Below are 25,899 nucleotides of genomic sequence, written 5' to 3'. Positions count from 1 at the left end.
GTGTACCTTCTCTTTCCCGGGCGGCACCACGTGCTGACCCGCTTCCAGGCGGAGTTCCTGACCCAGGCCGCACCGGCCGGTACGACGGTCGTCTGGGCCGTGACGTCGGCGAACCACCACACGACCAAGCGCAACCCGATCCCGTTCCACCGGCGCGAGGCGGCGATCGAGCGGTTCAGCGTGGCGACCGGCCTGCGGTCGCTGGTGGTCGGCGTGGTGGACACGCCGCCGACCGACGACTTCGCCGAGGTGACGGTGAAGGCGATCGAGGCGGGCACCGACGACCAGGTCCGGCTGGAGCCGGGCAACACGGTGGTCGCCTGCTCGACGCCGGAGGTCGCGAAGCTGTACGAACGCCTTGGTTTCCAGGTGATCGGCGTCGAGCCCGAAGGTCAGGCGCGACCGTGGGACGTGTTACTCATGATTGCCGCAGGCAACAATGGGTGGCGGACACTGGCCCATCCCGCGACCGTCGACGTCTTCGATCGCTATCACCTGGACGCGCAGGTCCGGCGGTGTGTCAACGACCCGGTGGTCGGGGACGACGGCGGGCTGACAACGACCCGGGACTACAAAACCTACGCCGACGCCTTCGAGACCGCGGCCGACCGGAAATGGTCGCAGCTGAAGGACTTCGTGCGCCCCGGGCGCATCCTCGACATCGGCTGCGCGACCGGCGCGACGTTGCAACTGGTCGACGCCGACCCGCGGTTCCACGAGTCCGACCTGATCGGCGTGGAGGTCGCGCGACACCTGTACGCCGAGTGCGTGCACAAGAAGGAGCAGGGGTTCTTCAGCAATCCCAACGTCTACTTCTACCAGCGCAACATGCTCGGCGCGGCCGTCTTCCCGCCCCGCTCGATCGACACCACGCTCACCCTGGCGCTCACCCACGAGATCTGGTCGTACGCCGACGGCTCGCGACGGGAGACCGTCCAGCGCTTCGTCGACCGCCTCTTCGCCCACACCGCGCCCGACGGCGTCTGGATCAACTCCGACGTCTGCGGACCGGCCGAGCCGGATCGCCCCGTCGTACTGGCGCTGGACGACTCCGACGGGCTCAACCCCACCGAGCCGGTCGACCTCGAGGCGCTGGCCGATCCCGCCGCGCACGTCAGCGCGCTGTCCACCCGGGCCCGCTTCTTCCAGTTCGCCCAGGACTTCCGGCGCAACGCCCGCGTCCCCTTCGAGTACACGATCCGCGCCGGCCACCCGGTGCTGCGGCTGGCCGACGCGATGGACTTCCTGACCCGCAAGGACTACGTCGACAACTGGCTGAGCGAAACCCACGAACAGTTCTGCGGCCTCAGCTACCCCGACTGGACCACCATCACCGAGTCCGCCGGCTTCACCGTCGACCCGTCCTCGAAGCCCTGGCGCAACGACTGGGTGATCGAGAACCGCATCGCCCCGGTAGCCACCCTCACCACCCCCGACGGCACGCCGGTCGACTGGCCCGACACCCACCAACTCCTGATCGCCCGCCGCCCGAGCTGACCAACGTGCGGCCGTACGCGCACCATCGCGGCGGCACCTCGTCACCCCACCGCAGTAACCGTTGAAGCCCGCGGTGGGATGTGGGCAGGCGGGTTGCTGGTGAAGCTCAGAAAAGCAACAGCCGGGCTCCTGACAGGAGGAGCCCGGCTGGACGCTGCGAGAAGTTATCCCAGCTTCTCTCGCAGCTGACGCTTCACGCGCCGCTTGACCTTGCCCGCGAACTTGCGCGGGTTCCGGATCTGCGCGGCCTTGCGGATCAGCTTCACCGCCGAGTACGCCCGCGAGTTCCTCAGCTTGGTGCGCTCCGCGTTCGCCTTCTGCACCTGCGTCCGCATCTCGCGCAGCCGCGTCTCGCGCGTCTTCAGCGCCTTGTCGCGGAAGCCCAGCGTGCGCTCCAGGCCGAAGATCTGGCCCTTGAGCTCGTGCACCTCCTGCGCGGCGCGCTCGGCGTCGGCCAGCGCGGTGCGCAGGTCGGGCGTCTGCGACGCGTCAGCCGGTACGCCGAGGGCGGCGGCCAGGGCGTTCGCCAGTTCCTTGCCCCGGGCAATCTGGGCGGTGGAGACGGACGGCGTGTCGGGGCTGGTCGCCGGGGTCTGCGCCGGGGCGTCGATGCCGGACATCGCCAGCCAGGCCGACACCAGGTCGTCGCCGACCATCCACGGCGGCCACGGGTGGCGGCGGTGGGCGCCGATCAGGCGCTCGTGGAACCGCGCCCACGCGGCGGCGAGGCGGTCCTGCTCGGTCTCCTCGGCGACGGTCACCCAGGCCGAGGGGCCGAAGGCGAAGCTGTCGCCGTCGACCACCACGTCGTCCCAGCGGGGAAGCACGCGGCTGCCGGTCTGCGAGCGGGCCCAGTCGCCCAGCCGGCCGGCGAGGTCGCGGAAGCCCGGCACGTCTTCGGCTGCGGCCAGGCGGAAGAGCAGCGTCTCAGCCGTCACACCGCCGGGAACGGTCGAGGGAACGACCGAGGCGTCGAAGGACAGCAGGCCCGCGTACGCCTGCGATGCGGCGGAAGAGGCCGCTGCCTGGTCGGCGCCGGCGGCTGCCGGAGCTTCTTCAGAAGAGGCTGCGGTCAGTGCGACTGTCCACTTGTCACCGTCCGGGTCAGCGGTGAGCACCGCCGGGTAGCCCGTCGTCTGGGCGTACACCGCGTGCTTCGGCGCCGCACCCCGTACGGCGATCCAGCCGGTCGGCGTGGAAGCAAGCAGTCCGGCGCGGGCGGCGGCGTCGGCGGCTTCGGCGATGGGGGCTAGCAGCGGGACCACCGCGGAGGCGGCCTCGAGGGCTTCCACTGCCAGGCGGGCAGGGAGCTGACCGGGGCGCGCCGCGGCGGCTGCGTCGGTCGACACCAGCGCGTGCGGAGTCTCGGCGACCGAGAAGGCGGCGTACGCCGTGGCGCCGGTGAGGCCTACGCGGTCGAGCTCGGCGACCAGCTGGGTCGTGGAGACCGGCCGGGCCGGGTCGTCGTGCAGCGGGCGCCACTCGTCGTCGCCGTGGCGCTGGTCGGCGGGGCGGCGGTCGAGCACGGTGGTGAGGGAGAACTCGTTCTCCAGGCCCAGCACCACGACCGCGTCGGGCGACGTGACGGCGGCCAGGGCGTCGAGGCGCTGGGGCCAGCTCAGGTCCGGGCTGTCGTAGCCGATCACCCGGTCCAGGCCGTCCGCGGCCACGACCACGTCGTACGCCGGGCGCCCGGCCTCGGCGAGCCCGTCGAGCGCGCCGGCGACGACCTGCAGGCGGTCGCCGTAGGTCTCGGCCAGTTCACCCGCGTCGGAGACCGAGCGGACCAGCAGCGTCGCCTCGGACGCCTTGGCGACGACCGCCTCGATCAGGTCGGCGCCGTGCGGACCGACGATCAGGGTGCGTGCCCCGTCGGGCAGGACGTCCGCGAGCAGCGCGCGCAGCGCAGGGCCCTGGACCGCCCCCCGCTTGCCGGAGTAGTCGCTCCACGGCTGCATCTCGCCGCGGACGACCTCGACGGCCAGCTGGTTGTCAGACACGCTCTCTCCAATCGAACAACATGCGCAGTTCCGCGGGCGGCATCATCCACGGCACGCCCAGCTCCAGGTCGGTGGTCGCCCGGGCGGCGTCCATGTCCAGCTCCTTGCCCAGCATCTCCGGCCACAGCCGCGCGATCCGGCTCTGCCCGCCGAAGAGCGGGTTCTCGCCTTCCATCTCCATCGGGTCGCCGTACACCGCGGCCTCGCAGCCGGCGGCGATCCCGTAGAAGATCGCGGTCGACAGCCGGTTGGCCGCCACCCGCTTGTGCTTGCGCAGCTCGGCCAGCTGCTTGTAGAGGAACTTCGGGTCGGTGCCCTCGTAGGAGAACCCGCGGCGGCCGAACGAGACCACCCGGAACCCGGCGTCCTCGTAGGACTTGCGCACCTCGGGCCGGTCGTACTCGGTGTAGTACAGGCTGAAGGTGACCGGGCCCGGCTCGGTCTCGCGGATCTCGTCGATCAGGCGCTTGTGGTCGCCCTGGATCTTGCCGCCCTCCCAGCCGTGGAAGAGGAACCACAGCGTGCCTTCGCGCTCCTCCTCCGGGACGGCGCCCAGTTCGGGCTCCAGCTCCTGCAGGTACAGGAACGGCGCTCCGATGCTGTGGTAGTTGCGCCGGCCGAGCGCGTGGCCGCGGCGTCGCGGTCCGTCGCTCCAGGTGAACCGCCACGCGCCGTCGTAGAACTCGTGCACCGGGTTCCAGCCGTCGGCGATGTTCCAGCCGTGCTGCAGGTAACCGCGCAGGCGGGGCGGGTACTGGTCGTCCAGGCCGGCGTACCGGGCCAGGATGTGCGCCTGGCCGTAGTAGTGGTTGTGGTGATGCATCAGCGGACCTCGAGGTGGAGTGTGCCGGCGTGCGGGCGCAGCGCGGCGGTGTGACCGGACTGCTCGACCTCGATCGGCAGCCGGCCGGACAGGAACGGCTCGCACTGCACCGCGTGCTCGGCGCCGTCCGGACCGGTCGCGAACAGGATCCAGTCGGCCAGGCTGGCCAGCGGGTCCGAGGAGTTCACCACGACGTCGGTCGGGATCAGGTCGGCCACATCGGCGACCGCGGTCCACCGGCCGTCCTCGACGCTCAGCCGGCAGACCACGTCCGCGTGCTCGTCGGAGTCGTCCAGGTAACGCCGCCAGCTGAACGTGTAGCCGTCGCCGGCCAGCACCGGACCGTCGATCCGCAGTTCCATGCCGTTGCTTCCGGCAACCACATTGGCGTGCTCGGCGGGCAGCCGCAGCGGGGCCTCGTGCAGGTTGACGTAACCGCCGGTGGAGCGGGTCAGGGTGACCATCCGGCCGTCGGCCAGGTGGTGCACGGCCTGCGGCGCAGCGGTCCACAGCAGCAGCTTCGAGTCGTTCGTCCCGACCATCTTGAACGCCCAGGTGGTGCGCTGGGTGAACGGGTCGTCGGGGTTGGTGTCCTCGATGATCGGCCGGACCGGGATCCGCACGGTGAAGTCGCGGCCGTCGCCACCGAAGGTCAGCGGCAGCTCCTGGTCCTTGCCGGCCAGCGGCCGGGTCACCCGCAGCTTCGGCTCCTCCAGCGTCGCGGGGACGCGACCCTGCAGGACCAGGGCGTCCGCGGTCTGGCTGACCGCGGTGAGCCGGGTCGGGTCGACCATGCGCCGCAGCACGAAGGCGCCGTCGGCTCCCGGACCCGGCTGGATCCAGCTGGCGCTGTCGATCCAGGCACCCGGCGGCCAGCCCGGGCTGCCCGGGCGCTGGCCACGCAGCTTGCCGTGCCGGCGCAGGCGTCCGGATCGCAGCCGGACCATGAAGTGCGCCGGAGCGCCGGTGCCCTTGATGTTGCCGAGCAGCGTCTTGTCGAGGCGGACCTCGAAGCCGACCAGGGCCGGGTCGCCGTGGGTGTCGATCGCGTCGTACCGGCGGACGGCCAACGGGGTCTCGGCGCCACCGACGACCAGCGCGATCCGCAGGTTGGACGACGTCTTGGTCTCCAGGTGCCGGATCTCCGCGGTGCCCTTGACCGACAGCGAGCCGTCGTCGAGCCAACTGACCTCGCGGACGCTGGTGGCCAGCGTCAGGTCCTTCATCGGCAGCCGGTACAGCTCCCGCGAGACCGACGGGTTCTGGTCCTGCACGCCGGGGTAGTTGTGCTCGAACTGCCACGGCCGGCCGGGACGGGACAGCGCCCGGGCGCCGCCGCGCAGGCCGCCCTCGTTGCGGAAGTGGGCCAGCCGGCGGAGCAGGTCGATGTCGCCGGCTGCCAGCGCGGAGTGCTGGATCCGGTCGTAGCTGTGCGCCCGCGCCAGGACCGAGTCGTCCAGCCGGTCCATCAGCCGGCGGGCCAGCTTGAGCAGGTTCTGCTCTTCCTCGGCCGGGGCGGCGCCGAACGCCATCATCAGCGTCAGCAGGTCGATCTGGGTGAAGTGCCCGTGCACCCGGCGGCGGACCTCGCGCAGGGTGTCACCGGTCTCGACCAGGTCCATCACCATCTCGGCCGACCGGACCCGGTCCTCCATGTTGCCCAGCTGGAACTTCTGCTGGGTGATCGACTCGCCGGACTCCCGCTCGCGCCAGTAGTAGACCGGTACGGCGAGGGCGTCGACGGTGACCGCGTCCAGGTGCGCCTTCAGCGTCACCGGGTAGTCCTCGTAGCGGATCGCCGGGAACTGGTAGCCGTACTCGTCCCAGAACGACCGCCGGTAGACCTTGTTCCAGGCCATCCGGTCCAGGATCAGGTCCGGGGTCTCGATCACGTGGGTGGCGATCCGGTCCCGGGCGAACGGCAGCCGGTGGATCCACGACGGCCGCACACCGGAGCTGTTGTTGAACCGGCGCGCGTTGCCGCCGGCGAACGACGAGCCGCTGCTGTCCAGCGTGCGGATCAGCTTCTCGAACCCGTGCCGGGTGACCAGGTCGTCGCTGTCGACGAAGGTCAGGTACTCGCCCTGGGCGTGCCGGACGCCGGTGTTGCGCGCCGGGCCGAGGCCCTGGTTCTCCTGCGCGACGATCCGGAACCGCGGGTCGCGGTCGCAGAACTCCTTGGCGATCGCGGCGCTGTCGTCGGGCGATCCGTCGTCGACGAGGATCGCCTCGAAGTCCGTCCAGGTCTGCCGCGCGATCGAGTCCAGACAGTCCCCGATGTAGTCGCGGACGTTGTAGAAGGGCACAACGACACTCAGCCGCGGCGTCACAACGGCAAATCTCCTCGGCTCAGTCGGCGGTCGGTCGACATCCTGGTCGGCACTACCGCCTGACCCGATGCTGCCTGGGCACACAGCGCCGGAGCAACCAAGGTCCGGGCGGCGACCAGTGATCCATCGCCGGTCATGTTAGCACCGCTGAGTAGTCACCCGACCTGCTTGTGGAGCCGCTGGGCGTCTTGGCGGAGATTTTGTTTTTCGTTCACCAGATGCACGGTCAGCAAGGTGTGAACCGGTTCGAAACCGTAACGCGCCCACGCCCTTTGGACCCCGGTGTTGTGCCCTTGCGTCGAGATCACCAGCCGCTTGGCGGTGCTGGCGTCCTCGACCGCGGCCAGCAGGTGCGCGTACCGTCCACGCCCCTGCTCGGCCGGTACGACGCCCGCCAGCTCGATCTCGGTCCACGACGCCTGCTGGTCGACGGTCGCCAGTGCGAGCACCCGGCGGTCCGGCCCACGCAGTACGACGGCGCCTTGAGCAGCGATGCTGCGCCGGGCCCACTCCTGGTAACCGGCCAGTGCCAGCGCCCGGTCGAACAGCGGGTTGGCGCAGTAGTGGTTCCCGTAGTCGCCGAAGATGTCCGCCACCAGGTCGTCGACCAGGTCGTCCTCGATCGCCGTCTCCAGCCCGGCGGTGAACCCGGCCAGCGGCGCCGGACGGCGGCCCTTGCCCACCGGGAGCGACCAGTAGACCAGCGAGTCCGCCAGCACCGCCGTACGGCGTCCGGCGGCCAGTGCGGCGAACCAGGAGACCTCGCGGGCCGGGTAGCGCAGGACGACGACGTCGGCCGTCGACTTGTCGACCGCGGCGAGCACCTCCTCCAGCGGCGTACCGGCCGAGGCGGAGACGGTCACCCGGTCCACGGAGACGCCGAAGCGCTTCGTCTCGTACTCCGAGGGGCTGCTGGTCAGCTCACCGGCCTCCAGCGCGTCGTACCAGCCCATCTCAGATCGGGTAGGAGAGCAGACCGTCGATCACGCGGGTCTGCTCCTCCTCGGTCAGCTGGCTGAACAGCGGGAGCCGGACCAGCTGGCCGCTGATCCGCTCGGTGACCTCGCAGCCGCCCGGGCCGACCCGGCCGTACCGCTCGCCGGCCGGAGCCGAGTGCAGCGGCACGTAGTGGAACGGCGCGGTGATGTTGCGCTCACGCAGGTGCGCGATCAGGCCGAGCTGGTGCTCGTGGGTCGGCATCAGCAGGTAGTACATGTGCGCCGGGTGCACGCACTCGTCCGGCACGGCCGGTACGCCGATGCCGTGCGCGGCGGTCCAGTCGGCCAGCTCCCGCTCGTACCGGTCCCAGATCGCCAGCCGGGGCGCCTGGATCTGGTCGAACCGCTCCAGCTGGGCGGTCAGGAACGCGGCCAGCGGGTCGGCCGGCAGGTAGCTGGAACCGATGTCGACCCAGCGGTACTTGTCCACCTGGCCCCGGAAGAACGCGCTGCGGTTGGTGCCCTTCTCGCGGATGATCTCGGCCCGGTGCAGCAGGTCGGTGTCGTTCACGACCAGGGCGCCGCCCTCGCCGCAGTGCACGTTCTTGGTGCCGTGGAAGGACTGCGTCGCCATCAGCCCGAGCGAACCGAGCGGGCGGCCCTTGTAGGTGCCGCCGAGACCGTGCGCGTTGTCCTCGATCACGACCACGCCGTACTTGGCGGCGATCGCGAGGATCTCGTCCATCGCCACCGCGACGCCGGCGTAGTGCACCACCACGATCGCCTTGGTGCGGTCGGTGATCGCCGCCTCGACCTGGGTCTCGTCCAGGTTCAGCGTGTCCGGCCGGACGTCGACGAACACCGGGACGGCGCCGCGCAGCGCGTAGGCGTTGGCGGTCGAAACGAAGGTGAACGAGGGCATGATCACCTCGTCGCCGGGCGACAGGTCGAGCAGCAGCGCGGTCATCTCCAGCGCGTGCGTGCAGGACGTGGTCAGCAGGGACCCGAGCCCGCCGGTCAGCTTGGTGACCAGCTCGGTCGCGCGCGCGGTGAACGGCCCGTCACCGACGACCGCGGCCGAGGAGAAGGCCTGGTTCACGTAGGCGAGCTCATCGCCCACCAGGTAGGCCTTGGAGAAGGGGATGGGGTCCGGCATGAGGAGGGAGCCTACCGCTGCTCGGGATCGCTGGATTCGAGCGCCTCGGCGTAGGTGTGGTGGCCCGGATCCTCGAGGCTGTCGTAGCCGACCAGGAACTGCGGGCGCTTCTGGCTGGACTGGAACAACCGGGCGACGTACTCGCCGAGCAGGCCGAGGCAGAGCAGCTGGATCGCACCGATCACTCCGACGGCCAGCACGGTCGACGTCCAGCCCGGGATGCTGCGTCCGGCCAGCTTGATCACCAGTGCGCCGACCACCACCGCGCAGGAGACCAGTCCACCGAGCAGACCGAGCCAGGTGGCCAGTCGCAGCGGCGCGGCCGAGAACGCCGTGACGCTGTCGAAGGCCAGCCCGACCATCTTGCGCAGGTTGTACTTGGTCACGCCCGCCGCCCGCTCGGCGCGCACGTACTCGACCTCGGCGCTCGGGAAGCCCAGCCACGGGATCACCAGCCGGAACACCCGCCCGTCCTCGGGCAGCGCGTTCACCGCGTCGATCACGCGCCGCGACACCAGCCGGAAGTCGCCGGCGTCGAAGGGGATCTCCCGGCCGACCAGGCGGCACATCAGCCGGTAGTACATCCGCGCGGTGGTCCGCTTCAGCCAGGTGTCGCTGGACCGGTCGGACCTGACGCCGTACACGACATCGACGTCGGAGTCCCGCGCGGCGGCCAGCAGCTCCGCGATCACCTCGGGCGGATCCTGCAGGTCGGCGTCGATCGTCACCAGGTACTCGCCGCGAGCCCGGCGAAAACCTGCCGACAACGCGGCCTGGTGCCCGGAGTTGCGCAGCAGGCGGACCAGGCGGAGCTGCGGCCACGTCTTGCTCGCGGCGGTCACCAGAGCGCCCGTCGCGTCGCGGCTGCCGTCGTCGACGACCACCACCTCGTAGCTGATGCCCAGACCGTCGAGCAGCGGGCGCATCCGCTCGAAGAAGATCGGCAGGACCTCCTGTTCGTCGTACATCGGTACGACGACGGACAGCACTGGTGGAGCGGACTCGGCGACTGCCGTTCCGTCGGCTCGCATCGGCACCTCCCTCCCGTGAGGCCCAGTGTGCCCGGTGACCCCGGCTAATCTTCCTTCGTGCCAACCATGACGCTCGGAGCGCCCAGCTTCCCAGGTGCCCCGCCGCGTCCCGAGCCAAAAGCCTTGCCGTGGCGCCGGGTGCTGGGTCTCGTACTCAAGTTCGCGGCGGGCGCCGTCCTGGCCTGGGTGCTGATCTGGCTGATGGCCGGGCACGCCTCGCAGGACAGCATTGTCCGGCTGCTGCGGTTCTGGATCTTCGGCATCACGCTGCCGGGCACGATCCTGTGGCGGCTGGCCAGCCCGTTCCGGCACAACCTGATCGAGGACTTCGCCGCCGGCTCGCTGGTCGGCGTCTCCGTGCTCCTGCTGGTCTACATGGCCGTCGCGCCGCTCGGTCTGCAGCAGTGGGCCTGGCTGTGGGTCGTGCCGGTGCTGATGCTCGCGGTCGCCGTACCGTCGTGGCGCCGGCGCTGCCTGAGCCGCGTGGAGCGTCCGGTCAACCCGCTGACCGCCTGGCTGGTCGCGGGAGCCTGTTTGCTGCCGATCTACGCGACCGGCCGCTACCGCAACCTGGTCCCCGCCCCGTACACCGACGCCCGCTCGAACTCGCCGGACATGGCCTTCCACCAGGCGCTGGCCGCGAGCGCGAAGTACGACTTCCCCCTGCAGGCTCCGTACCTGCAGGGCGAGCAGATGGACTACCACTACTTCTGGCACCAGTTCACCGCCGCGACGTCGTGGGCGACCGGGGTGGACCTGACCGACCTCGTCTACACGATCGGCTGGGTCCCGCTGCTGCTGGCCGGGTGCGCGCTGATCTTCGCGCTGACCGACCGGATCGCCCCGGGCTCCCGCTGGGCCGGCCCGCTCGCGGTCGCCGTGGCCGGCATCGGCGGCACGGTCAACGCCTACCCGACCGTGACCCTGCCGGCCGAGGGCCTGACCAACTACGTCTGGGGCAGCCCGACGCAGAACCTGGGCGGCGGTCTGCTCGCGCTGATGGCCCTGCTGGGCGTCGACCTGCTCCGCGGCCGCAGCGCGCCCGGCACGTGGGTGCTGTTCGTGCTGATCGGCGTCGCGGCGTCGGGCTCCAAGGCGACCGTGCTGCCGCTGATCATCTGCGGCCTCGGGCTGGTGCTGTTCATCCGGCTCTTCTACCGTCGGTTCGCCACCGGGGCGCTGGTGCTGATCGGCGTGCTCAGCGCGGTCTTCCTGGGCGCGATCGTGGTCGTGTTCGGCAACCACTCCTCCGGGCTCGCGGTCCGGCCGTGGGTCACCTTCGCCAAGATCGGCGTCTACCCGCTGGTGGCCAAGGAGGTCGGCTGGGGCGAGTACGACCACGGCGCGATGTGGATCAGCGGCATCGTGGTCTGCCTGTCGCTGCTGCTCGGCTCGGCCGGCCTGCTGGTGCTGGCCGGTACGACGGCCCGCTGGTTCCGCGACCCGGGAATGATCTTCCTGGTCGGCATCGCGATCGCCGGGTTCGGCGGGATGGTGCTGACCGACCAGCCCGGGACCAGCCAGATGTACTTCCACCGCACCGCCGTACCGGTGATCGCGGCGCTGGCTGCGGCCGGTGCCTGGATGCTGGTCTTCTGGTTCGCCGACCGGCGGTCCGGGATCGCTGTGCTCGCCTCGGTGCTCGGTGGCGCGGGCGCGACGTTCCTGGCCCGGGCGATCACCAAGGCGAATCCGGGCGAAGGCAGGCCGTTCCGCCGTCCGGACGGCACCCTGACCGGTCTGGTCGCGCCCTGGGTGTGGACGATCCTGCTGCTCGCCGTGGTCGCCGGGCTGGTCACCGGGCTGTGGAAGCTGGCCAAGCGCCGCGGCCGGCCGAGCCGGATCGCGATGGCGTCGTTCGTGCTCGCCGGCATGGGCGCGGGTCTGCTGCTGCCGGTCCAGACCATGCTCAACTACCGCCAAGTCGAGCTGCAGCCGCTGAGCGACAAGAACATCCTGGGGCCGACGCAGACCCAGACCGACGCCGCGCACTGGCTGCGCGACCACACCTCGCCGACCGACCTGATCGCGACCAACGCGCACTGCGCGATGAAAAACGCTTCCGGCTGCGACGTCCGGCACTTCTGGATCGCCGCGCTGTCCGAGCGGCACGTGCTGGTCGAGGGCTGGGGCTACACCAACACCATCAACGACCTGGTCGCCGCCACCGGCAAGAGCGCGAACGGCCTGCCGTTCTGGGACGAGCAGAAGCTCGAGGACAACGACCGGGCGTTCGTCTCGCCGACCCGCGACAACCTGCGGCTGCTGCGCACCAAGTACGGCGTGCGCTGGCTGTACGCCGACCCGACGCAGACCGCCGTCTCGCAGAACCTGAACGCCCTGGCGACCCTGCGCTACGCCGCACCCGACGCGCTGATCTACGAGTTGCCGTGACCACTGGTCGTGACGGTCGTGTACCTGTTCGTGGTCTAGCCCGATTAAGGTGACGCGCATGTCGAAGGCGAGGCGGCGCGGGCCGAGGGAACGCGGCGCCGGCTCGCTCGCGGGCCTGCTCGCCGCCGTCCCGATCGCCGTGCTGACGCTGGTGATGATGGACCGGCACGCGCCGGTGCTCGACGTACTGAAGTTCACCGCCTTCGTCCTGTTCGGCGTCGGCCTGCCCGGCCTGGTGCTGTGGCGGCTGATCGGCGCCTACCGCCGCAACCTGGTCGAGGACTGCGCAGCCGGCTTCGCCGTCGGTACGTCGGCGCAACTGCTGGTCTATCTGGCCAGCTCGTCCGTGGGACTCCAGCGCTGGTCCTGGCTGTGGGCACCGATCGTCCTGGTCGTCGGAGTGGTCGACAGCGACGTCCGGGCTCGGGTGTGGCGCCGGGTGGAGGCTCCGCTCGCGCCGCTCACCGCCTGGCTGCTGGCAGTATCCACAGCGCTGGTGCTGCTGCTGATGTACGCGAAGGGCCCGGGGCGTTACGCACCGGCGTACACGGATCCGAACGTCAGCTTCCCGGACATGGCGTTCCACCAGGCGCTCGCGGCGAGTGCGAAGAGCGACGTACCGATCGTGCCGCTGTGGGTCTTCGGCGAGCCGATGAAGTACCACACCTTCTTCCACCAGGTGGCCGCGGCGACGTCCTGGTCGACCGGTATCGACCTGACCAATCTGCTCTACTCGCTGCTCTGGATCCCGCTGGCTCTGGCCGGCTGCGCACTGGTCTTCACCCTCACGCAGCGCTTCCTGGTGAAACCCGGTGAGGAGCCGCACCCAGCCGCGGTCTGGGCGGGGCCGTTCGCCGTACTGCTCGCCGGAGTGGGTGGCACGCTGCAGCCGCTGCACGACATCTCGCTGGGCAACATCTCGATGGCCTCCAGCCAGTACCTGAGCCCGACGCAGAACCTGGGCATGATGCTGGCCCTGCTGCTCGCCGTACTGGCTGTCGATCAGCTGCGGGCCCGGCCGGTGGGTAGCCGGTGGATTTTGTTCGTCCTGGTCGCGCTGGCGTCGTCGGGCGCCAAGGCGACGGTGCTCCCGCTGGCGGTCTGCGGGTTCGGACTGGTCTTCCTGGCTCGGCTGGCGACCCGGCGCTCGACCGGACGGGCCCTGATCGGCGGACTGATCGTGCTGGTGATCTTCGTCGCCGCGGCGATCGCCGTGTTCGGTGGTGAGTCGTCAGGCCTGCAGATCAAGCCCGGACAGCTCTTCATCCAGCTCCAGCCGTACGCCGCGCTGCGGCACGGCACCGGGGTCGACCGGGCCGCGCAACTGCTCAGTGCGGCGACGACTACCGCCGCCTGGGGTCTGGCGGTGGTCGGAGTGCTGTTCCTCCGCAGGTTCTGGCGTGATCCCGGAGTGGTGTTCCTGGCCGGTGCGGCGATCGGCGGCTTCGCGGCGAGCGTGCTCACGTCGCAGCCCGGTGTCAGCCAGGTCTACTTCTACCGGACCGGTTTCCCCTTCCTGGCGGTGCTTTCCTGCCTCGGACTGGCCCGGCTGGCCGACAAGCTGGGCGACCGGCGCAGCGGCGTACTGGTGGGTGCGGCGGCCGGTCTGGGGCTGCTCGGCGCCGGACTGGCCAGAGTGGCTTCGGCCGGCGTGGCCGGCGTGAAGGTGCCGTTCCTGCTGACCCTGCTGGCTTTGCTGGTGGCCGGACTGGTCGTGTCCATCGTCTGGAGGTTCGGACGCCGCAGCGGTGGTCTCTTCACAGCAGCCTTGGCATCGCTGGTCGCCGCTTGCATGGCCGGCTCGACCTCACTGCCCCTGCTGACGCTCGTGTCCGACCAGGCGACGCTGGTCATCTACGGCAAGGTCTCCGGCGGCGGACCGACCACAGCCGAAGCCGACGCGGCCCGCTGGCTGCAGGCGAACACCGGCCCCGACGACCTGGTCGCGACCAACGCGCACTGCATCGTCCAACGCGGTGACGTCTGCGACAGCCGCCACTTCTGGATCGCCGCCCTGTCCGAGCGGCAGCTCCTGGTCGAGGGCTGGGCCTACACGAACCGCGCCAACCGCATCTCGGTCAGCGAAGGTGGCAACCCCAGCCTCCTGCAGTTCTGGAACCGCGAGGTCCTGGCCACCAACGACGCCGCCTTCAGCTCCCCCTCCGAGCCGGTCATCGACCGCCTCCGCCGCTACGGCGTCCGCTGGCTGTACGCCGACCACCGAGCCGGCGACGTGTCCCCCGACCTCAAGCAGTACGTCCGGCTCCGCCACGCGACGCTGGACGCGACGATCTACGAGATCAGGTAGTCCGGGCCAGCAGTTCGAAGAGGTGATCCGCGACGCGGACGCGGCCCTGGCCGTCGACCAGCTGCCACCCGGCGGCGGCCAGGCGGGCGCGCTCGGCCGGGTCCTGCAGCAGCGGACCGAGTACGGCGGCAGCGCGTGAGGGGTCAGCCTTGAGGTCCGAGAGGATCCCGACGCCGACGGCCGCGCCGGTGGCCACTGTGCGCTCGTAGCCCATCACCTGGTTGTCGACGACGCAGACCAGGCCGGCCGTCGCGCCTAGGCACAGGAGCTCCCAGGTGGACGTGCCGGACGCGCTGATCACCAGGTCGGACGCGACGACCGCCTTGGCCAGCTGGGACGTCGGACCGATCACCTCCACGTGCTGGCCCGGCTGCAGCTGCACTGCTCCGATCGCCTCGGCCAGCTCGTCACCCGGCGCGACCACCAGTGCCTCGAACGGCACACCGGTCGCCGCGAGCGCCTGGACGACGTACGGGCCGGCGCCGAAGGCATCGGTACCGCCGAAGAACGCGAAAACCTTCGGTACGCCGCCGCTGCGCGGTGCCGGCGGCTCGGCGGGCCGCAGCTCGAGGATCTCGTTGCGCAGGAGCACGTAGTCGAGTCCGGCCAGCCGGATCGCGCCCTCGGGCAGCTGCGGGGCGTCCAGCTCGGAGCCGAGGTTCTGGTCGACCAGGATGTCGGCCACCGCGCCGCCGTACCCGCCGTCGACGATCGCCAGCGACGGCAGCCCCGATGCCCGGACAGCGGCGAAGACGGCCGGGTCGAGGTCGTAGGAGTCCCACACCACCGCGGCCAGCCCCAGCCGCCCGAACAGCTCCAGGTGCTGCTCAGCGGTCCAGACCGCCGGCTCGACCGCGATCCCCCGGCCCCGGATCTGCTCGTCCGCCCACGGCACCGTGTGGCTGTCGCACACGAACACCACCTCGGCACCCCGCCGGACCAGCTCCTCGGCCAGCGCCAGACTGCGCATCACATGCCCGATCCCCCGCGTGGGGCCCACGTCACACCTGACACCGATCCGCACAGTCACGCCCAGACCGTACCTGGGTCGCCGGAAAGACCGGCGCCGGATAGGATGTAATACGTAACTGATGTAATACCTAGGAGGGTTCCCATGCGCCTGAACAGCAAGGGCCAGGTCACCATCCCGGCGGAGCTGCGCCGCAAGTACCACCTGCACGAAGGCGACGAGGTCGAGGTGACCGAAGAGAACGGGACGCTGCGGATCGTTCGGGTCGAGGACAGCGAGACCCGGGGACAGCGATGGGTCCGTGAAGCGCGGGGCACCGCGACCAGCGGCATGAGCACGGACGAACTGATGGAGCTGCTGCGTGGCGAATGACCGCCGGCTCGCGGCTGTTGCTCCGGTGACCACACTGGTCGACAGCTGTGCCCTGCTGGACGTCCTGACCGACGACCCCACCTGGGGCAGCTGGTCGTCGGAGGCGATCGCGGCGGCCGATTCCGCCGGAGAACTGGTGATCAATCCGCTGGTGTACGCGGAGGTTTCGGCCGGCTACGAGAAGGTGGAAGAGGTTGACGCGGCGGTGCCGAGCGACATCTTCCGCCGCGAGCCGCTGCCGTACGAGGCGGGATTTCTGGCCGCCAAGGCATTCGTGAGCTACCGCCGTCGGGGCGGAGCCAGGACCTCGCCGCTGCCGGACTTCTACATCGGCGCCCACGCCGCTGTCATGCGGTACCGGGTGCTCACCCGCGACGCAGCCCGGTTCCGGACCTACTTCCCGAGCATCGAACTTCTGGCGCCGAACTGACGTCTGACCCTCGGCTCCGAGCAGGAGCGGGACACTGGTGATTGAGGCATCCGCTCCAGGGCCCGCTATCGTACGGAGTTGCTGCTCAGCGGGTATGCGCTCCGCGGCTGTCCGGAACTGTCCCCCTCAGAAGGGTCCTACTCGACGTGTCCATCCTCACCGGCTCCGACATCCTCGTCACCGGAGGCACCGGCTCCTTCGGCAAGGCGTTCATCCGCTACGCGTTGGACAACCTGGACCCGCGCCGGATCATCATCTTCAGCCGCGACGAGCTCAAGCAGTGGGAGGTCCGCCAGCTGTTCGGCGACGACCCGCGGCTGCGGTTCTTCATCGGCGACATCCGTGACCGCGCCCGGCTGAACCGCGCCATGCACAAGGTCGACTACGTCGTGCACGCGGCGGCGCTGAAGCAGGTCGACACCGCGGAGTACAACCCGTGGGAGTTCGTCCAGACCAACGTGGTCGGCTCGCAGAACGTGATCGAGGCCTCGATCGACTCCGGCGTGAAGAAGGTCGTCGCGCTGTCCACCGACAAGGCCTCCAGCCCGATCAACCTGTACGGCGCGACCAAGCTGACCGCCGACAAGCTGTTCATCACCGGCAACCACTACGCCGCGGCGTACGAGACCCGGTTCTGCGTGGTCCGCTACGGCAACGTGATGGGCTCGCGCGGCTCGATCATCCCGAAGTTCCGCGCGCTGCACGAGGCCGGCCAGTCGCTGCCGATCACCGACCTGCGCTGCACCCGGTTCCTGATCACGCTGCCCGAGGCGGTCCAGTTCGTGGTCGACTCGTTCGAGCAGATGCAGGGCGGCGAGCTGTACGTGCCGCGGATCCCGTCGATGAAGATCACCGACCTGGCCCAGGCGATCGCGCCGGGCGCCAAGATGCACGACATGGGCCTGCGCCCGGGCGAGAAGCTGCACGAGGAGATGATCAGCCCGGAGGAAGGCCGCCGCGCGCTGGCGATCGGCGACCGCTACGTGCTGCAGCCGGACCTGGCGACCTGGGGTTACACCCCGCCGGCCAACGGCGTCCCGGTCGCGGACGGCTTCCACTACACCTCGGACAACAACGAGGAGTGGTACACGATCGAGGAGATCACCAAGATTCTCGAGAGCGACGTCTGAGCCGATGCTGCCCTACGGACGCCAGTCGATCAGCGACGACGACATCGAGGCGGTCACCGCGATCCTGCGCGGTGACTGGCTGACCACCGGCCCGGCCGTCACCGCGTTCGAGAACGCGGTCGGCGAGCTGGCCGGCGGCCACCGCGCCGTCAGCTGCACCTCCGGCACCGCCGCCCTGCACATGGCGTACGCCGGTCTGGGCGTCGGCCCCGGCGACGAGGTGGTCACCACCCCGATGACGTTCGTGGCGACCGCGTCCTGCGCGGCGATCCTGGGCGCGAAGGTGGTGTTCGCCGACGTCGAGGAGGACACCGCCCTGCTCGACCCGGCCGCCGTCGAGGCGGTCGTCACCGACCGCACCAAGGTGATCGCCGCCGTCGACTACGCCGGCCACGCCGCCGACTACGACGCCCTGCAGCCGATCGCGGACCGGATCGGCGCGAAGACGCTGGACGACGCCGCGCACTCGGTCGGCGGCACCTACAAGGGCCGCCCGGTCGGCGACCTGGCCGACGTCACCACGCTGTCGTTCTTCCCGACCAAGAACCTGACCACCGGTGAGGGCGGCGCGGTCGTCGCCAAGGACCCGGCGGTGGCCCAGCGGGTGCACGAGTTCCACTTCATCGGCCTGGTCCGCGACCCCGACCGGTTCGAGATCACCGACGAGGGCCCGTGGCACCAGGAGGTGCACGAGCACGGCCTGAACTACCGGCTGACCGACATCGCCTCCGCGCTCGGCCTGTCCCAGCTGAAGCGGCTGGACGCGTTCAAGAAGCGCCGGACCGAGATCACCGCGCGCTACAACGAAGCCCTGTCCGGTGTCGACGGCATCCGGACGCCGGCCCAGCGCGACCACGTCGACCCGGCCTGGCACCTGTACCCGGTCCGGATCCTCGGCGGCCGCCGCCGCGAGATCTTCGACGGCCTGCGCGCCGCCGGCATCGGCGTCCAGGTGAACTACATCCCGGTCTACTGGCACCCGGTCTTTGCCAACGCCGGCTACCAGCGCGGCATGTGCCCGAACGCGGAGCAGTTCTACCGCGAGGAGATCTCGCTGCCGATGTTCCCGGACCTGACCGACGCGGACGTCGATCGGGTGATCGAGACGCTGACGAAGCTGGTCTCCTGATCACGTTCTTGGTGGAGAATCAGAGAATTGACCACTGTGACATCTGACCAGTCCCCGGAACAGCCCGCTTCGGAGGGCGTCGGCAGTACGCCGAGCGCCCCGACGCACGACCCCGGTCTGACCTCGCTGGCCGACTCGGAAGGCCGGAACCGGGCTCCGAGTGACGCCGAGGCACCGGCACGTTCGGTGATGATCGCCGGCGAGATGCTGAACTGGTCCGACCTGCACCCGACCGACGGCCGCCCCGCGGTCTCCGGCCCGGTGCCGGCGGAGCTGCTCGCGGCCGTTCTCCGGCCGACCGACTCCGTGCTCGTCGCCGGTCCGCACTCGCTGGACCTGCTCGAGCAGATCGCCAAGACGGCGGCGTCGGTCGACGTCCTGATCCGTTCGGCGCCCGACGCCGAGGAGATCGCCGAGGCACTCGGCGTCCGCGTCTTCTGCGGCTCGCTGGACCACTTCGGCCCCGAGCACGGCGAGGCGTCGTACGACGTGGTCGTGGCGCTCGACGGGGTGCCGAGGCTGGTCGGGCCCGATACCCTGGTGATGCCGTGGGCGGACGGGCTCACGACGCTGAAATCCCGGCTCGCCCCGGGAGGACGGCTGCTGCTCGGCGCCGAGAACAGCTTCGGCATCGAGCGGCTGGTCCAGCCCGACCCGACGATCACCGTGCCGCGGGACGCCGACTGGCCGGCCGACGTGCGCGGCGACACCTTGGCGCCCGCCGGGCTGAAGGCGGTCCTGGCCGCGCTGGAGGCCGCCGAGCTGAGCGTGACTCGGACGTACGCGCTCTACCCGACGCTGGTCGAGCCGTCGATCGGCCTGAGCCCGGTCAATGGCCCGCTGGCGGCCGCGGTGGTCGCCCGTGCGGTCGCGGGCCGGTTCAGCGGACCGACACTGACCGACCCGTACCGGACCACTCAGGAGGCGCTCGCCGCCGGACTGGGCAGCGAACTGGCTCCGGGCTGGTTCTTCGTGATCGGCGCGGACGCTCCCGCCGTACTGCCTGACGGCGCGGTTCCGGCCGGGCCGGGGGTGCTGCTGGAGGAGGAACTCTTCGCCGCGCTGCGGGTCGACGACCAGGCGGCGATCCGGCGTACCGTCCCGCCGTACGCCGAGTGGCTGCGCGCCCAGGAGCCGTCGGTCGCGGCGGTCGCTTCGGCCGACAACGTGATCAGCGACGGTACGGCGTACCGGGTGTTCGGCGACGCGGAAGCGGTCGAGGTCCGCGGTGACGCCCTGGTGGTCGCCCACCTCGGGCGCTTCGTCCGGCGGTCGCTGGAAGCGGGCTCACGGCAACCATGGGCGGTCGGCAGCGGTCCGCGCGAGCTGACCGCGCGCCTGGCCTCGACGGCCGGGATCACCGTCACCGACGGGCTTTGGGCAGCGGTTGCCGAGAACAACGAGATGGTCCGGCCGCAGGGCAGCGCCGAGCAGCTGCAGACGATCGCCCGGCTGGCCCAGGAGCTGGCCGACGCGAGCGCGCAGGCGACCTGGTTCGAGGGTCAGCTGAAGGGGATCCGGCGGTCCAAGCCGTACCGGGTCGGTCAGGCGGTGCTCAACCCAGCCCGGGTCGTGGTCAAGCGCGTCCGCCGCGTGGTGCGCTGATGCATCACGCCAACCACTTCTACGGCCACGCGCACATCATGGCCGAGTACGCCGGGCTGCCGGCCGGTGATCCGCCGACCATCTGGGGCTATCTGCAGCACGGCTGGAACATCCTGGACGGCTTCGCGTACAACACCGCGTTCGTGCCCGGGATGCCGAAGTTCGTCTGGTCCGACACGGTCCGCCGGCGCGGCTGGTCGATGGGCCTGCGCGACTACGCGGTGATCGGCGCCGCCTGGCTCTACCTGCTCGAGCTGCACCCCGAGCTGGCTGCTCCCGCGCCGGACGCGGCCGGCACGATCTTCTACCCGTTCCACGGCTGGGAAGGCCAGAACGTGCTCGGCGACCACGCCGAAATCGTTGCCTCGATCAACGAGCACGAGACCGGGCCGGTGACGGTCTGCCTGTATTGGAACGAGTTCGGCAACGAGGCGATCCGGCAGGTCTACACCGACGCCGGGTTCCGGGTGATCACCCATGGGTACCGCGGCCTGCACTGGCGCAAGACCGACCCCGACTTCCTGCTCAAGCAGCTCACGGAGCTGCGCAAGCACCGCCGGGTCGCCTCCAACCGGCTCAGCTCCGCGGTGCTGTACGGCGCGTCGATCGGCCTGCAACCGGGTGTGTACGGCGACCCGATGCTGCTGGAGAACGAGCACCCGTCCTTCGGCGGGCAGGCCCGGATCCGGCGGCTGTGGCCGGAGCTGAACCAGCCGTACGTGCCGCTCGACGTGGCCCGCGCGTTCACCGACGCCGAGCTCGGCGTCGAGCACCTGGCCGGACCGGCCGAGATCCGTGACCTGTTCCGCTGGAACCACGACCCGGCGACCCTGGTCGACCCGAGAACTGCGAAGGTGTTGTCATGAAGATCGGGATCATCACCCAGGCCCGCGCCACCAGCACCCGGCTGCCGGCCAAGGTGCTGCTGACCGCCGGTGGCCGCACGTTCCTGCAGCACCACCTCGACCGGCTCGCCGCGACCGGCCTGCCGGTGATCGTGGCCACCACCACGAACACCGACGACGAGCCGATCGTCGAGCAGACCACGGCGGCCGGGTTCCCGGTCTTCCGGGGCAGCGAGCTCGACGTGCTGTCCCGGTTCGCCGGCGCGATCCGCGAGCACGGGCTGGACGGCGTCGTCCGGGTCACCTCGGACTGCCCGCTGATCGACCCGGCGGTGGTCACCGAGGGTGCCGACCGCTTCCGCACCGAGGCCGCCGAGAACCTCTACGTCTCGAACTGCCTGGAGCGCACCTACCCGCGCGGCATGGACTACGAGGTCTTCTCCGCCGAGCGGCTGCTGCGCGCCGACGCGGAGGCGACGATCCCGGCCGACCGGGAGCACGTCACGTCGTACCTGCACCAGAACCGGACCGGCGACATGCGGCTGCTGAACCTGCCGTGGGACGGTGGCGACGCCTCGCAGTACCGGCTGACGCTGGACACGCCCGACGACCGCAAGCTGCTCACCACCTTGATCGAGGACTTCGGCGCGGCGGAGCTGAACTGCGCGGACCTGGTCGCGATCATGGGCAAGCACCCCGAACTGCACGCTCTGAACGAGCACATCGAGCAGAAGAAGCTCGGCGAGTAGCCCCCGCGCGCCGTGCGGCGGGCGGGGATTGGCGGACACGCACTACCGCGCGCCCTGACGTCGCCGGGCGCGCCTACGGCATGATTTACGGTGATGACCACCGACGATCCAGGACCTGAGCGCGGCCGCTCCTTCGGCGCCGTCGCGGCCGCGTACGACGCGGGCCGTCCGACGTTCCCCGTCGAGGCGCTGGCGTGGGTGCTCGGCGAGGCGTCGGTCCACGGCCGTCGGCAGGTGCTCGATCTGGGCGCCGGGACCGGCAAGCTGGCCGCCGTCGCGGCCGCGCTGGGGCACGACGTGGTCGCGGTCGACCCGTCGGAGGAGATGCTGGCGGTCTGCCGCAAGGTGCCCGGCGTGGACACGATGGTCGGCGCGGCCGAGTCGATCCCGCTCGCGCACGGCTCGGTCGACGCGGTGATCGTCGGACAGGCCTTCCACTGGTTCGACCACGCCCGGGCCCTGCCGGAGATCGCCCGCGTCCTGCGGCCGCACGGCGTACTGGGCCTGCTCTGGAACCACTACGACACCGTGGTGCCGTGGGTCCGGCGGCTGCACCGGGCCATCCTGGGCGAGGACTTCCTGGCCGGCGCCGACCAGTTCGACCCGATGCCGATCCTGCTCCAGTCCGACCTGTTCGGCCCGGTGGAGACCGGCCGGTTCCGGCACTGGCACGACCTGGACCGCGGCGGCCTGCGTCAGCTCGCGCTCTCGCACTCGCGCGTCTCGGTGCTGACCGAGTCTCGCCGCGAGTCGGTGCTCGAGCAGATCGACGCCATCTACGAGGGCACCGCCCGGCCGCCGGAGCCGCTGCGGATGCCGTACTTCACCAACTGCTACCGCACCTGGCCCAGCGACCTGGCCAACTACCAGCGCACGCTCGACGCGCCGGTCGCGCCGCCGCTCTGAGCCCTCGGCAACTTTTTGGTCGCGGTGGGTCACAAACGCCGCTCCGAGGGCTACCGTGCATCTGTTCGTTCCCGACTGAGGGGTGCAGATGGAAGACGACGCAGTGCGTGAGCGGGACGCCCGCGCGTACGAAGCGGTGCACGAGGCGGCCGACTTCACCGAGCTGAAACGCCGCTACAAGAACTTCGTGGTGCCTTGGACGGTCACCTTCATGGTCTGGTACCTGGCCTACGTGGCCTGCAACAACTGGGCCCGCGACTTCATGAGCACGAAGGTGTTCGGCAACATCAACGTGGCGCTGATCTTCGGGCTGCTGCAGTTCGTCTCCACGTTCGTGATCGCGTTCGTGTACGGCCGGTTCGCGAACCGCAAGCTCGATCCGCTGGCCGCCGGGCTGAACGCCAAGTACAAGAGGGAGCGTCGTCGGTGAACCCCCTGCTGATCCCCCTGGCCGACGCCGAGCCCGGCAACCAGGCCCTGACCATCTCGCTGTTCACCGCCGTGGTCGCGGTGACGCTGTACATCACCTGGTGGGCCTCGCGGCAGAACAAGACCACCGCCGACTACTACGCCGGCGGTCGCTCCTTCAGCGGTGCCCAGAACGGCCTGGCCGTGGCCGGCGACTACATGTCGGCGGCGTCCTTCCTCGGCATCTCCGGCCAGATCGCGCTCTTCGGATACGACGGCTTCCTGTACTCGATCGGCTTCCTGGTCGCCTGGCTGGTCGCGCTGCTGCTGGTCGCCGAACTGCTGCGCAACTCCGGCCGGTTCACGATGGCCGACCAGCTCGCGTTCCGGATGAAGCAGCGGCCGGTCCGGACCGCGGCGGCGTCCTCGACGATCGTCGTCTCGATCTTCTACCTGCTGGCCCAGATGGTCGGCGCGGGTTCGCTGGTCGGGCTGCTGCTCGGCGTGACGAGTGAGGGCCTGAAGGCCGGCGTGATCGTGCTGGTCGGCGCGCTGATGATCGTGTACGTGACGATCGGCGGCATGAAGGGCACCACCTGGGTGCAGATCGTCAAGGCGGTGCTGTTGATGACCGGCACGCTGCTGATCACGTTCCTGGTGCTGCTGAAGTTCGACTTCAACCTGTCCAAGCTGCTCGGCGCCGCCGCGGCCAACTCGGGCAAGGGCGAGGCGTTCCTGCAGCCGGGTCTGCTGTACGGCAAGGACCTGGTCGGCCAGATCGACTTCCTGTCCCTCGGCCTGGCCCTCGTGCTCGGTACGGCGGGTCTGCCGCACATCCTGATCCGCTTCTACACCGTGCCGGACTCCCGGTCCGCGCGGCGTTCGGTGCAGTGGGCGATCGGCCTGATCGGCTCGTTCTACCTGATGACGCTGGCGCTGGGCTTCGGGGCCGCGGCCCTGCTCGACACCGGCAAGGACAGCGCCGTCGCCGCCTCGAAGGGCAACACCGCCTCGGTCCTGCTGGCCGAGATGGTCGGTGGTGGGCCGGGCTCGGTGGGCGGCGCGATCCTGCTCGCGCTGATCGCGGCCGTCGCCTTCGCCACCATCCTGGCGGTGGTCGCCGGACTCACGCTGACCTCGGCCTCGTCGTTCGCGCACGACCTGTACGTGAACGTGATCGCCAAGGGCAAGGTGACCGAGAAGAACGAGATCCGGGTCGCCCGGTTCGCCGCGATCGGCATCGGTGCGATCGCGATCGGGCTGGCGATCCCGGCACAGAAGCTGAACATCGCGTTCCTGGTCGCGCTGGCCTTCGCTGTCGCCGCCTCCGCCAACCTGCCGGCCCTGCTGTTCAACTTGTTCTGGAAGCGGTTCAACACCTCGGGCGCCACCTGGAGCATCTACGGCGGCCTGGTCTCGGCCGTCGTACTGGTGATCTTCTCGCCGGTCGTGTCGGGTTCACCGACCTCGATGATCACCGGCGCGGACTTCTCCTGGTTCCCGCTGTCGAACCCGGGCATCGTCTCGATCCCGCTCGGCTTCCTGCTCGGCGTGATCGGCACCCTGGTCGGCAAGGACCGCGCGAGCGAACTGCGCTACAACGAACTGTCCGTTCGCGCCCTCACCGGCGCGGGCGCGGAGGGCGCCGCCAAGCACTGACCGTCAGATCCTGAAGAGCTGACTGAACCGGGTCAGCTCGGTTTTCGGCCCGTTGATCCCCACCAGGCCGTCCGCCAGCGCTTCGGCGGGCGTGACCGTGCCGTCGAGCAGTGGGGTCAACGGGCCGAACGCTTCGATCACCAGCGTCGGCTTCTCCGCCGCGCCCGCGTGGACGGCGAGTTCGTCCCGGTCGACGATCGCGTGCACCACCACCTCGCCGAACCGCACCTCGTACGTCGCCTTCGCCCTGCTCGCCGCCGGCTGGAACGTCGACCGCAACGCCATCACGAGGATGTCGGCGTCGGCGATCTCCCCCGGCCGCAGCTCCCCGAGCGAACGGGCTCCCCAGCGGCCCAGCTCCAGCACGACCGCGTCCAGCGCCGCGCCGTACGGCGTGAGCTCGTAGACGATCGCCCTGGAGGGGCTCGGCTCGATCCGGCGGCTGACGATGCCGGCCGCCTCGAGCTCCTTCAGCCGGGTCGCCAGCACGTTGGTCGGGATCTTCGGCAACCCGTTCTTGAGATCGGTGTAGCGCTTGGGGCCGACCAAGAGGTTGCGGATCACCAGCAGCGCCCAGCGCTCGCCGACCAGTTCGAGCGCGCGGGCCACCCCGCAGTACTGCCCGTACGTCTTCGCCGTCATGCGGCCACTCTACTTGACAGACTCTACTTGTTTTTATGAAGCTTGCTTCATGGCGACCATGAGCAAGCAAGCGCGTGAGGAATTCCTGGCCGGCCCGCACGTGGGGGTGGTCAGCGTGAACGGCGCCGACGGGCAGCCGCCGACCAGCGTCCCGACCTTTTACGCCTACGAGCCGGGTGGGCTGATCACGATGTTCACCGGCACCCAGCGGCGGTCACCGCAGCGGATCGAGCGGATCAAGGCGGCCGGCGCGATCACGCTGGTCGCGCAGCGCGACGAGCCGCCGTTCGCGTACGTGACGGTCCAGGCGGAGCTGGTCGAGATCGGCACACCAACCGCTGAGCAGTTGGTGACGATCGCCCGCCGGTACATGCCGGAGGAGCACGCGGCCGGTTTCGCCCAGAGCGAGTTGGGCGATCCGGGCAGCCTGATCACGCTGTTCACCTTCCGGCCGACCCGGTGGTTCAGTTCGGACACGTCAACGGACTGACCAGTCACGAACCGTTGACGCTCGCGGAGCGCTGCCGTAACAATGAGCCAGCGCTGCGCAAGAACTTGGCAAGATCGAGCAACTTTA

General features: G+C 70.2%; 22 protein-coding genes. 14 read left to right on the top strand and 8 right to left on the bottom strand.

Annotated features, from left to right (window positions below; translation table 11 throughout):
* Positions 1 to 1,497: a class I SAM-dependent methyltransferase gene (locus ACQPXM_RS02600; protein ID WP_432944325.1), complete on the top strand. Its 1,497-nt coding sequence runs from the start codon at positions 1 to 3 to the stop codon at positions 1,495 to 1,497.
* 164 nt (positions 1,498 to 1,661) lie between these two features.
* Here the strand turns inward: ACQPXM_RS02600 and ACQPXM_RS02595 are convergent, their stop codons facing one another.
* From ACQPXM_RS02595 to ACQPXM_RS02570, 6 genes are all read right to left on the bottom strand, one after another.
* Positions 1,662 to 3,497: a hypothetical protein gene (locus ACQPXM_RS02595; protein ID WP_432944323.1), complete on the bottom strand. Its 1,836-nt coding sequence runs from the start codon at positions 3,495 to 3,497 to the stop codon at positions 1,662 to 1,664.
* Complete coding sequence (locus tag ACQPXM_RS02590) at positions 3,490 to 4,320, bottom strand: hypothetical protein (RefSeq protein WP_432944321.1); 831 nt, start codon at positions 4,318 to 4,320, stop codon at positions 3,490 to 3,492. The genes ACQPXM_RS02595 and ACQPXM_RS02590 overlap by 8 nt, the downstream gene beginning before the upstream one ends.
* Complete coding sequence (locus ACQPXM_RS02585) at positions 4,320 to 6,650, bottom strand: glycosyltransferase (protein WP_432944319.1); 2,331 nt, start codon at positions 6,648 to 6,650, stop codon at positions 4,320 to 4,322. The genes ACQPXM_RS02590 and ACQPXM_RS02585 overlap by 1 nt, the downstream gene beginning before the upstream one ends.
* A 155-nt stretch (positions 6,651 to 6,805) precedes the next feature.
* Complete coding sequence (locus ACQPXM_RS02580) at positions 6,806 to 7,603, bottom strand: N-acetyltransferase (RefSeq protein WP_432944317.1); 798 nt, start codon at positions 7,601 to 7,603, stop codon at positions 6,806 to 6,808.
* Between the two features lies 1 nt (position 7,604).
* Positions 7,605 to 8,744: a dTDP-4-amino-4,6-dideoxygalactose transaminase gene (gene rffA, locus ACQPXM_RS02575; RefSeq protein WP_432944315.1), complete on the bottom strand. Its 1,140-nt coding sequence runs from the start codon at positions 8,742 to 8,744 to the stop codon at positions 7,605 to 7,607.
* 11 nt (positions 8,745 to 8,755) lie between these two features.
* A complete protein-coding gene (locus ACQPXM_RS02570; protein WP_432944313.1) occupies positions 8,756 to 9,775 on the bottom strand; it encodes a glycosyltransferase family 2 protein in 1,020 nt (339 codons plus the stop codon).
* A gap of 138 nt (positions 9,776 to 9,913) precedes the next feature.
* Between ACQPXM_RS02570 and ACQPXM_RS02565 the strand changes: the two genes are divergently transcribed.
* Entirely contained in the window at positions 9,914 to 12,169 is a 2,256-nt protein-coding gene (locus tag ACQPXM_RS02565) for a hypothetical protein (RefSeq protein ID WP_432944311.1), read from the top strand.
* A gap of 58 nt (positions 12,170 to 12,227) precedes the next feature.
* Entirely contained in the window at positions 12,228 to 14,477 is a 2,250-nt protein-coding gene (locus ACQPXM_RS02560) for a hypothetical protein (protein ID WP_432944309.1), read from the top strand.
* On the opposite strand, the gene ACQPXM_RS02555 is transcribed toward ACQPXM_RS02560, so the two are convergent.
* Positions 14,470 to 15,477, bottom strand: a complete 1,008-nt coding sequence (locus ACQPXM_RS02555) for a PseG/SpsG family protein (protein ID WP_432944307.1) — start codon at positions 15,475 to 15,477, stop codon at positions 14,470 to 14,472. The two genes, ACQPXM_RS02560 and ACQPXM_RS02555, sit on opposite strands and share 8 nt — an antisense overlap.
* Before the next feature lie 114 nt (positions 15,478 to 15,591).
* Here ACQPXM_RS02555 and ACQPXM_RS02550 point away from each other — a divergent pair, with 114 nt between their 5' ends.
* The 10 genes from ACQPXM_RS02550 to ACQPXM_RS02505 all read left to right on the top strand — a co-directional run bounded on the left by ACQPXM_RS02550 (position 15,592) and on the right by ACQPXM_RS02505 (position 24,680).
* On the top strand, positions 15,592 to 15,819 hold the full coding sequence (locus tag ACQPXM_RS02550; protein ID WP_432944305.1) for an AbrB/MazE/SpoVT family DNA-binding domain-containing protein: 228 nt from the start codon (positions 15,592 to 15,594) through the stop codon (positions 15,817 to 15,819).
* Positions 15,809 to 16,249: a type II toxin-antitoxin system VapC family toxin gene (locus ACQPXM_RS02545; protein ID WP_432944303.1), complete on the top strand. Its 441-nt coding sequence runs from the start codon at positions 15,809 to 15,811 to the stop codon at positions 16,247 to 16,249. Before ACQPXM_RS02550 ends, ACQPXM_RS02545 begins: the two co-directional genes overlap by 11 nt.
* Before the next feature lie 146 nt (positions 16,250 to 16,395).
* Positions 16,396 to 17,379 (top strand): UDP-N-acetylglucosamine 4,6-dehydratase (inverting), encoded by a 984-nt coding sequence (gene pseB / locus ACQPXM_RS02540; protein WP_077017888.1) that lies wholly within the window; start codon positions 16,396 to 16,398, stop codon positions 17,377 to 17,379.
* Between the two features lie 4 nt (positions 17,380 to 17,383).
* Entirely contained in the window at positions 17,384 to 18,508 is a 1,125-nt protein-coding gene (pseC, locus tag ACQPXM_RS02535; RefSeq protein WP_432944301.1) for a UDP-4-amino-4,6-dideoxy-N-acetyl-beta-L-altrosamine transaminase, read from the top strand.
* Between the two features lie 36 nt (positions 18,509 to 18,544).
* Positions 18,545 to 20,113, top strand: a complete 1,569-nt coding sequence (locus tag ACQPXM_RS02530; RefSeq protein WP_432944299.1) for a hypothetical protein — start codon at positions 18,545 to 18,547, stop codon at positions 20,111 to 20,113.
* Positions 20,113 to 20,979 carry a hypothetical protein gene (locus ACQPXM_RS02525; protein WP_432944297.1) on the top strand — a complete coding sequence of 289 codons (867 nt, stop codon included), beginning with the start codon at positions 20,113 to 20,115 and terminating at the stop codon, positions 20,977 to 20,979. Before ACQPXM_RS02530 ends, ACQPXM_RS02525 begins: the two co-directional genes overlap by 1 nt.
* Positions 20,976 to 21,707, top strand: a complete 732-nt coding sequence (locus ACQPXM_RS02520; protein ID WP_432944295.1) for a cytidylyltransferase domain-containing protein — start codon at positions 20,976 to 20,978, stop codon at positions 21,705 to 21,707. The genes ACQPXM_RS02525 and ACQPXM_RS02520 overlap by 4 nt, the downstream gene beginning before the upstream one ends.
* Before the next feature lie 93 nt (positions 21,708 to 21,800).
* Positions 21,801 to 22,613, top strand: coding sequence for a class I SAM-dependent methyltransferase (locus ACQPXM_RS02515; RefSeq protein WP_432944293.1), 813 nt, complete (start codon positions 21,801 to 21,803; stop codon positions 22,611 to 22,613).
* Between the two features lie 88 nt (positions 22,614 to 22,701).
* The gene (locus ACQPXM_RS02510; RefSeq protein WP_432944291.1) at positions 22,702 to 23,043 is read left to right on the top strand and encodes a DUF485 domain-containing protein; all 342 of its coding nucleotides are present in this window, start codon (positions 22,702 to 22,704) and stop codon (positions 23,041 to 23,043) included.
* Entirely contained in the window at positions 23,040 to 24,680 is a 1,641-nt protein-coding gene (locus ACQPXM_RS02505; protein ID WP_432944289.1) for a solute symporter family protein, read from the top strand. Before ACQPXM_RS02510 ends, ACQPXM_RS02505 begins: the two co-directional genes overlap by 4 nt.
* A 3-nt stretch (positions 24,681 to 24,683) precedes the next feature.
* Here ACQPXM_RS02505 and ACQPXM_RS02500 read toward each other — a convergent pair whose 3' ends face one another.
* The gene (locus tag ACQPXM_RS02500; protein ID WP_432944287.1) at positions 24,684 to 25,322 is read right to left on the bottom strand and encodes a winged helix-turn-helix transcriptional regulator; all 639 of its coding nucleotides are present in this window, start codon (positions 25,320 to 25,322) and stop codon (positions 24,684 to 24,686) included.
* A gap of 58 nt (positions 25,323 to 25,380) precedes the next feature.
* On the opposite strand from ACQPXM_RS02500, the gene ACQPXM_RS02495 reads away from it, so the two are divergent.
* The gene (locus ACQPXM_RS02495) at positions 25,381 to 25,812 is read left to right on the top strand and encodes a hypothetical protein (RefSeq protein ID WP_432944285.1); all 432 of its coding nucleotides are present in this window, start codon (positions 25,381 to 25,383) and stop codon (positions 25,810 to 25,812) included.
* Positions 25,813 to 25,899: the final 87 nt, after the last annotated feature.

Source organism: Kribbella sp. CA-253562 (genome assembly GCF_050942265.1).
GTDB lineage: Bacteria > Actinomycetota > Actinomycetes > Propionibacteriales > Kribbellaceae > Kribbella.
This window is presented reverse-complemented; position numbering and strand designations above follow the sequence as displayed.

Bases quoted from the DNA above. Each gene is read 5' to 3' on its own strand.
- ACQPXM_RS02590 (WP_432944321.1), bottom strand. From the start codon at position 4,320: ATGCATCACCACAACCACTACTACGGCCAGGCGCACATCCTGGCCCGG.
- ACQPXM_RS02580 (WP_432944317.1), bottom strand. From the start codon at position 7,603: ATGGGCTGGTACGACGCGCTGGAGGCCGGTGAGCTGACCAGCAGCCCC.
- rffA (WP_432944315.1), bottom strand. From the start codon at position 8,744: ATGCCGGACCCCATCCCCTTCTCCAAGGCCTACCTGGTGGGCGATGAG.
- ACQPXM_RS02570 (WP_432944313.1), bottom strand. From the start codon at position 9,775: ATGCGAGCCGACGGAACGGCAGTCGCCGAGTCCGCTCCACCAGTGCTG.
- ACQPXM_RS02560 (WP_432944309.1), top strand. From the start codon at position 12,228: ATGTCGAAGGCGAGGCGGCGCGGGCCGAGGGAACGCGGCGCCGGCTCG.
- ACQPXM_RS02550 (WP_432944305.1), top strand. From the start codon at position 15,592: ATGCGCCTGAACAGCAAGGGCCAGGTCACCATCCCGGCGGAGCTGCGC.
- pseC (WP_432944301.1), top strand. From the start codon at position 17,384: ATGCTGCCCTACGGACGCCAGTCGATCAGCGACGACGACATCGAGGCG.
- ACQPXM_RS02525 (WP_432944297.1), top strand. From the start codon at position 20,113: ATGCATCACGCCAACCACTTCTACGGCCACGCGCACATCATGGCCGAG.
- ACQPXM_RS02520 (WP_432944295.1), top strand. From the start codon at position 20,976: ATGAAGATCGGGATCATCACCCAGGCCCGCGCCACCAGCACCCGGCTG.
- ACQPXM_RS02515 (WP_432944293.1), top strand. From the start codon at position 21,801: ATGACCACCGACGATCCAGGACCTGAGCGCGGCCGCTCCTTCGGCGCC.
- ACQPXM_RS02510 (WP_432944291.1), top strand. From the start codon at position 22,702: ATGGAAGACGACGCAGTGCGTGAGCGGGACGCCCGCGCGTACGAAGCG.
- ACQPXM_RS02500 (WP_432944287.1), bottom strand. From the start codon at position 25,322: ATGACGGCGAAGACGTACGGGCAGTACTGCGGGGTGGCCCGCGCGCTC.
- ACQPXM_RS02495 (WP_432944285.1), top strand. From the start codon at position 25,381: ATGAGCAAGCAAGCGCGTGAGGAATTCCTGGCCGGCCCGCACGTGGGG.